The organism is Candidatus Woesearchaeota archaeon, assembly GCA_018303425.1.
Taxonomy (GTDB): domain Archaea; phylum Nanobdellota; class Nanobdellia; order Woesearchaeales; family JAGVYF01; genus JAGVYF01.
Window position 1 is genome coordinate 1 of the sequence record JAGVYF010000026.1, and the last position, 6,165, is coordinate 6,165.

At 34.7% G+C, this 6,165-nt stretch carries 6 protein-coding genes; 5 read left to right on the forward strand and 1 reads right to left on the reverse strand.

Annotated features, from left to right (window positions below):
* The 4 genes from J4418_03990 to J4418_04005 form a co-directional block, all read left to right on the forward strand.
* A partial coding sequence (locus tag J4418_03990; protein ID MBS3113217.1) for a hypothetical protein occupies nt 1–696 on the forward strand: 696 nt, incomplete at its 5' end.
* A 24-nt stretch (nt 697–720) separates the two neighbouring features.
* Entirely contained in the window at nt 721–1,722 is a 1,002-nt protein-coding gene (locus J4418_03995) for a hypothetical protein (GenBank protein MBS3113218.1), read from the forward strand.
* A gap of 276 nt (nt 1,723–1,998) precedes the next feature.
* Nucleotides 1,999–2,304 (forward strand): hypothetical protein, encoded by a 306-nt coding sequence (locus tag J4418_04000; GenBank protein MBS3113219.1) that lies wholly within the window; start codon nt 1,999–2,001, stop codon nt 2,302–2,304.
* Nucleotides 2,305–2,366: 62 nt separating this feature from the next.
* Entirely contained in the window at nt 2,367–2,687 is a 321-nt protein-coding gene (locus J4418_04005) for a hypothetical protein (protein MBS3113220.1), read from the forward strand.
* 1,068 nt (nt 2,688–3,755) lie between these two features.
* Here J4418_04005 and J4418_04010 read toward each other — a convergent pair.
* A complete protein-coding gene (locus J4418_04010; protein ID MBS3113221.1) occupies nt 3,756–5,504 on the reverse strand; it encodes a hypothetical protein in 1,749 nt (582 codons plus the stop codon).
* Between the two features lie 178 nt (nt 5,505–5,682).
* Between J4418_04010 and J4418_04015 the strand changes: the two genes are divergently transcribed.
* Nucleotides 5,683–6,165 (forward strand): hypothetical protein (locus J4418_04015; GenBank protein MBS3113222.1); only part of this gene is annotated, 483 nt, incomplete at its 3' end.

Consider the following 6,165-nt stretch of genomic DNA (forward strand, 5'->3'; position numbering starts at 1 on the left):
GGCTATTTTGATTTTGAAGCCAGGGAGTATCTTGGCAATGATATGCAGGTAAGTTTTATGGCGGTAGGTGATGCGAATTATGACAAATTTCCTTTCCAAGTAACTGAATTTGGTAGTGAGGCTCAACTGGCAGAAAATCTGAAGAAATTGGTTATTGAGGGTGGCGGAGGGCCTCCCTGTTGTGAGAGTTATGAACTTGCGATGCTTTATTGCGCACGCAATGTGATCATGCCGAAGGCTATCAAACCTATTATTATCTTTATCGGTGACGAAGCATTTTACGATTATGTTTATCAGGATCAAGCGGCCAAATGGGCATGCGTGCAAATTGCTGAAAAGAAGATTCTGACTTCCAATATTATTGAAGAACTTAAGCGGAAGTTTTTGGTGTATATCATCAGAAAGCCATATGGCAATCAATTTTTAAGCAATCGCGCAAATTCTATTGATATGCAAATTCACCATGCATGGGTTAACGCGTTAGGTCTGAGGAATGTTGCGCTTTTGCCTGATCCAAACAGGGTAGTTGATGTAATCTTTGGACTGCTTGCAGCAGCAACCAACATGGAAGAGTATTTTTGGAACGAAGTTCATGAACGTCAGATTAAGGATGAAAATGGACGGGAAAAGCTTCAGGTGATTTTGAAAACTCTTTACACGGTGCACGACATTGCAAAGCTGACTGATGGCAAGTAATATTTTAACAATCAGGCGAATGTCATGATTTCTAAAGATGAACTTCAGCTATGGGTAACTTTGTGGCCGAGTTTTAGTCATTATCCAAATTTTGCGCGCGATTCACAAATTAGCGCAATCAGGCTTAATAGCGCTATGATTACACCTGAACAGCTTCCAAAGGATCTTCAATTAGCGAACAATTACTCAGGCATTGTGCCATTGTACTTTGATATCAAAGGCAGGCAGTTAAGGGTCGTTGATGTTATTCCGCGCGATGGACGTGTTCATATTGTTCTTAATCATTCGATTGAAGTTAAAACGCCCACTAAGGTAATCTTTAAAGCAGGGAATGATTGGGGCAGACTTATCGAAGTTAAAAATGGTAATTGTCTTATAATCGAAATAGTCAATAATGGTAATGAATGTTTTCCTAAATTTAATATTATTCAGGGTGAATCAATTCATATTTTTGAACCAAGTTTAAAAGTAAAAGGCGATGTTTTTTCTACGATTGAGCGTCATAAAATCCAGATTGCCAGAACCAAGGGAATTGATCGATTTTTTTTGTCATATGTAGAAACACAGAAAGAACTTGATGAGTTTCAGGAACTAGTTGGACAGGACTCTGAAATCATTGCTAAAATTGAGAATAAGGCTGGTCTTGAATTTGTGGCTAATGAATTTAAAAAGAGGCCTAATCTTTCACTGATGGCCGCCCGCGGTGATCTTTATCTAGAGCTTGATAGGTTTCATGACATCATCCCTGCGCTGAAATTAATTATCGGTGCAGATCCAGAAGCGTCAGTAGGTTCCAGATTTATGCTTTCTATTATGCCTCGTGATCCATTAAAGGTTAATGGAATTTCAGATGATAAACTTGAAATTAATACTCCGGAATGCTCGGATTTTCTTGAAATTGCATGGTTATGGGACCTTGGTTATCGCAGAATGATGTTTTGCGATAGTCTTTGCCTGAAGCGGAAATATCTTGCATTTGCAGTAAAAACGTTTTGCGAGCTACGGGATAAGTTGTTGGAGAAGTAAAATTTCAATGCAAAAGCTACTTTTAGATTACTTCAGGGGTTACACTCTAAGTAGATTTTAATAGAGTAAAAACTTGTGTAATAAGACCAGAACTTAGCAATTTTTGCGTTTGTAAAACGTTTGAATCTCCTATAAAAAAAAGAAATTATGGAGTTTTGCTCGTTCTCCTGCCAAAACGGGCATTCTTTGAGCGATTTTTAAGCTGATAAAAAACTGGAAACTCTATTGGTCCATTTTTGAGTTTAGGTAAAATAAAATACCAAAATAAGTTATAAGATGGAGGAAGCTATGGCTTCAGACAAGGCTTCAAACAATCCCCCCAAAATCTATAAAGTATGGACTTATGACGAAACTGAAGGAAAAGTCGTAATTAGACTGGGATATGCGGAAGGACAGCCTGAAGATATTAAAAACTTTTTTGGACTTGATTTTTCCAAGGGTCATGAGATTCATTGTGACGAAATTATTGCCCGGCGTATTGAACCTGCTGATGTGGCGCAAAAGAAAATTTTATTGGGTCAAAAATTAGAACTTGAAAACAAATTATTACAGGTTAAGCGAGAACTTGATTGGAAACCATAAAGAAAATAACGTTTGATATCGAAAAGGCAGTGATGGTAAAAAGGTTGTAGGGAGGTAAGAAATTGAGCCAGAGCAATATCCAAAATTTTACTGCCACATGGTTCTATAAACCTATAAATTTATCTCTTGCAGAAATTTTCATCGAAACCGAATTTGATGCAGTAAAGACAATATCAGTTAATGACCCGGCAGACTCGATTCTTAACGGGGAGCTTGGAGTATTTCTTCCACAACTTACAGATGATTTTAGGAGATGGAAAAATATTGCTCATGCAAGAGCAAAGGAAGCCGGCGTTACTTTTTTAGTAAGCAAAAGCCCTAAAGAAAACAATGTTAAGACAAGAAAAAGAAGTGATGGGAATAAAGAACTTCAGGTTATTTGATTGGAGGAATGTATGACCATGCAATGCAATTGCGGATTATTCAGTAGCCTCACTAATCCAAATGGTATTCAAAAAATTTTGGATGCAGGTGTTATTGATTGTGTTTACTATCATGTCCTTGTTTGTGAAAAAAATAGCACAACTCCAAAAAACGTCGCAGCAGCGTTGATGCGGCTTATCTCTCCAAAGTTAAATCATAGTGCGCAAGAGCTTGAACTGATAAAAGAATTGAATAAGATAAATCGATAATATAACTTATCAGTTTTTTTGTATATTGTAAAATTTCATTTTTCCTATATGTGTTTCACCGGGGATTTACATTTGATAATTCCTTTAGTGGGAAATGAGGCCTGATAAACCAGACACCACCAGTTAATAATAAAGCGGTAACTGGTGGTGCCTGGTTTCAATTAACGAAAATTTTGATAAGTTTTAGAAATATATCCCATATTCTTTTAATAATGTTTAAGGATGCAGGAGATGATTGAAAACATTAGTGATGTAATGTTTTATCCAGATACAGCATATTCATTTTTAAAAAAGGTTATATTGCCGAATGTTCCAGATTATACTTCGTGGCTTATATTTATATTTTGATGACTAAATCAAAGAACACTGAAATTCATTCCGCCAGTCCAGTTAACAAAAATTCAGGAATTTTTAAGTTAAACCTTAAAGATTGGTGTTATTGGCTTATTTCCATTAGTATCATATTGGTTATGTGCTTGTTGTATTACGCAGGGATCGCTCTCTTATCCTATCTTTTTCTTTAAGACCATCAATCTTCACTAAAAGGGTACACACAACTTTGTGTGCCCTTTTTTTTGAAAACTTAGTGTATCATTTACACTATCAGTTTATATCAAGCAAGTTATAACCACTATGGAGTGACGATTTCACCGAAAGATTTAAATATAAGTTTATTACTCAAAAGTTATAACAATTCATGATCTATCACCTCTTTTTTCCCCAAGGAAGGTTCCGTAAGGAATCTTTCTCGGGGTTTAATACTTATTCAATTGTTCTTATTTATTTTTTTCCCATGTTTTTGGCTTGACCAAAAAGCTGTTATGGTTTAGACCTATAATAATAACCTAATAAAATGCCTATGGCTAAACCAAGAAAAAGCGTTAAAGCGGCATAATCCGAGTCTAAAACTAGGGTAAGAATATTTCTTTTTTGGTTAAAATACATCTGTAAATTGCTTAGTTCAAGCGCATATTGCGAATATAATAAGGCTGAATAAGAATTTTCGTCAACAAGTTGTTGAGTATATTCATAGTAACTATATGCCAGTATTGGGAATGAACCTGATTTACTTTCTTTTATTATGGAATTTTTTGCAATTTCAAGTTTTGCCTGAATAATTTCTTTAATTTTATCTTCAGGCACGTTTAACATTGTGTATAATGAATCTGCTTCGGCTTTAGTTTTTGAAGCTTTAAACAAGCATAATACATATTCTTTGTCTAGGGCATATTCATTTGCCTTAGCAAGGCCTTCTTTAACTGTTTCTAATGAGTCGGGTATGTAAAAGCCGACATATTGTATTCTTTCTTCAGCTTCTGATATTTTTTTACGGCAGGAATCTTTTAAAGTGGATTCTTCTAATTTGTAGGTTCTGCCCATTTTCCCGAAAAATTCGGACCAGGCAATTGCGCTTTCAAATCTTTCAATTGCATATGCATAATCAAATTCTGAACCGGATTCAGTAACCTTTTTAGCCAATAATTTGGCTTCTTCAAGCCTTTCTTTTACAACCATATATGCTTGGAGATCCATAATAGTCGCAAGTTTTTTTTCTTTTAAATCTAGTTCAGATTGATTGATTTTATTTAATAATATAGAAGCTTGTTGTATCAAGTCTTCTCTTTCTTCAGCTTTTAATATTTTTTTGACATATGCATACTTAATATTTGCTGCAAAACATCTGCTTGCTGCTGAATAATATTTTTCTTCTTTAAGTTCAGCATTAGATTTTTTTAATAACTCATCGGCTTCATTTATATTTTGTTCTAAACTTGCTTCCAAAGCGCCAGAACTTATTTCAGATTTTAATGTTTGTGACCTTGCGCATAATTTGTTTGCTAAACCTTTCATTGTAACCAAATAATCAGAGTTTATTGTTAGTATCCCTTGTTCATCTATAAAAGGCCGGCCTGTAAAATATTCCATTGCTTCAGACAATTTGCTGATTTCAACAACGGTAATTCCGTTTTTAACGCCAAATTCGACAAGATCTATTTCGGTTTTATTGAAAAGATCTCCAATTTCTTCACCGGCCGCTTCATTAATATTTACATATCGCGTGCCCCTTGGTATCAGTACTATAGTAATACCATTAGTGCCTGCAGCTTCAATTTTTTTAAATAATCCTGAAACCGGGCCGATTAAACCTCCCGAGTTAATAGTTCCAGTCATTGCGATTTTCGGGTTCAATTTTAACCCTTTCAATAATGCTGTTGTCAGCACAGCTGTTGCTGCTCCTGCAGATGGCCCGCCAATTATGCCTGAATCTGAATTTATTGTATAGATAAAATCATAGCCTGAGCAATCAACTTCCAGAAAATCGCACGATATCTGTTTAGCAAACCTTGTTGATATTTGTGTGTCAAACTTTGTTAATGGAAAAGTATCCAAAAATACTCTGCCTTTTCCCTTAATAATTTCAAGATTTAGATTTGCAATTTTTCCTGTAAATCCGTTTTCTGATTCAGCAACCGCCAGTAATTTTAAAGAACCTTCTATTGCGCTAACTGTCGTGCTTATTAAAATTAGGGCAAATAATAATAAAAATAGTTTATGCTTTTTATACATATAAATTTTAAAAGTTTATGGTTTTATATATCTTGTGATTTATAGTATGTGCATAGCTACTGCCAATCTGTGAAGTTGGCTACAATAAGATTAGCATAAACCTTGTTTATTTTATAATCTAATTTTTACTATTTTTGTTATAGAAATCTTTATATTTTAGAAAATTAATGAAAATACAATGAGGATTAATGAAAATACAATGATGGGCGCTGTATGGATTTTAGTGTTGGTTATGGTGACTGCACTTGTTTCTGCAGAAACCTATGAATTGCGAAATCATGAACCGGTTCAAATTAATGGCCGAACATTCGAACTATCAGGCAAAGGAGAAAATCAGGTTTATGTGAAAATTGATGAAAAAACCGTGCCGGTTACAGAATTATTGGAGTATAAAGAAGGTTTATCAATTCAACTGATAAATTATAATGATCCTTATCAAAATGAGCCCTTGACAGCGACAATAGTAATTATCATGAATACCGCGTGTGGTGATGGAGTTTGTGATGCGAATGAAAATAATTATTGTTGTGTAGATTGTGGGTGTCCTTTAAATAAGACTTGTGCAGAAAATAAGTGTTACGATGATTCATTGTTCAGGTGTTTTAATCATACAGATTGCATTGATAATAATCCCTGCACAATTGATGCTTGTTTTGGCATG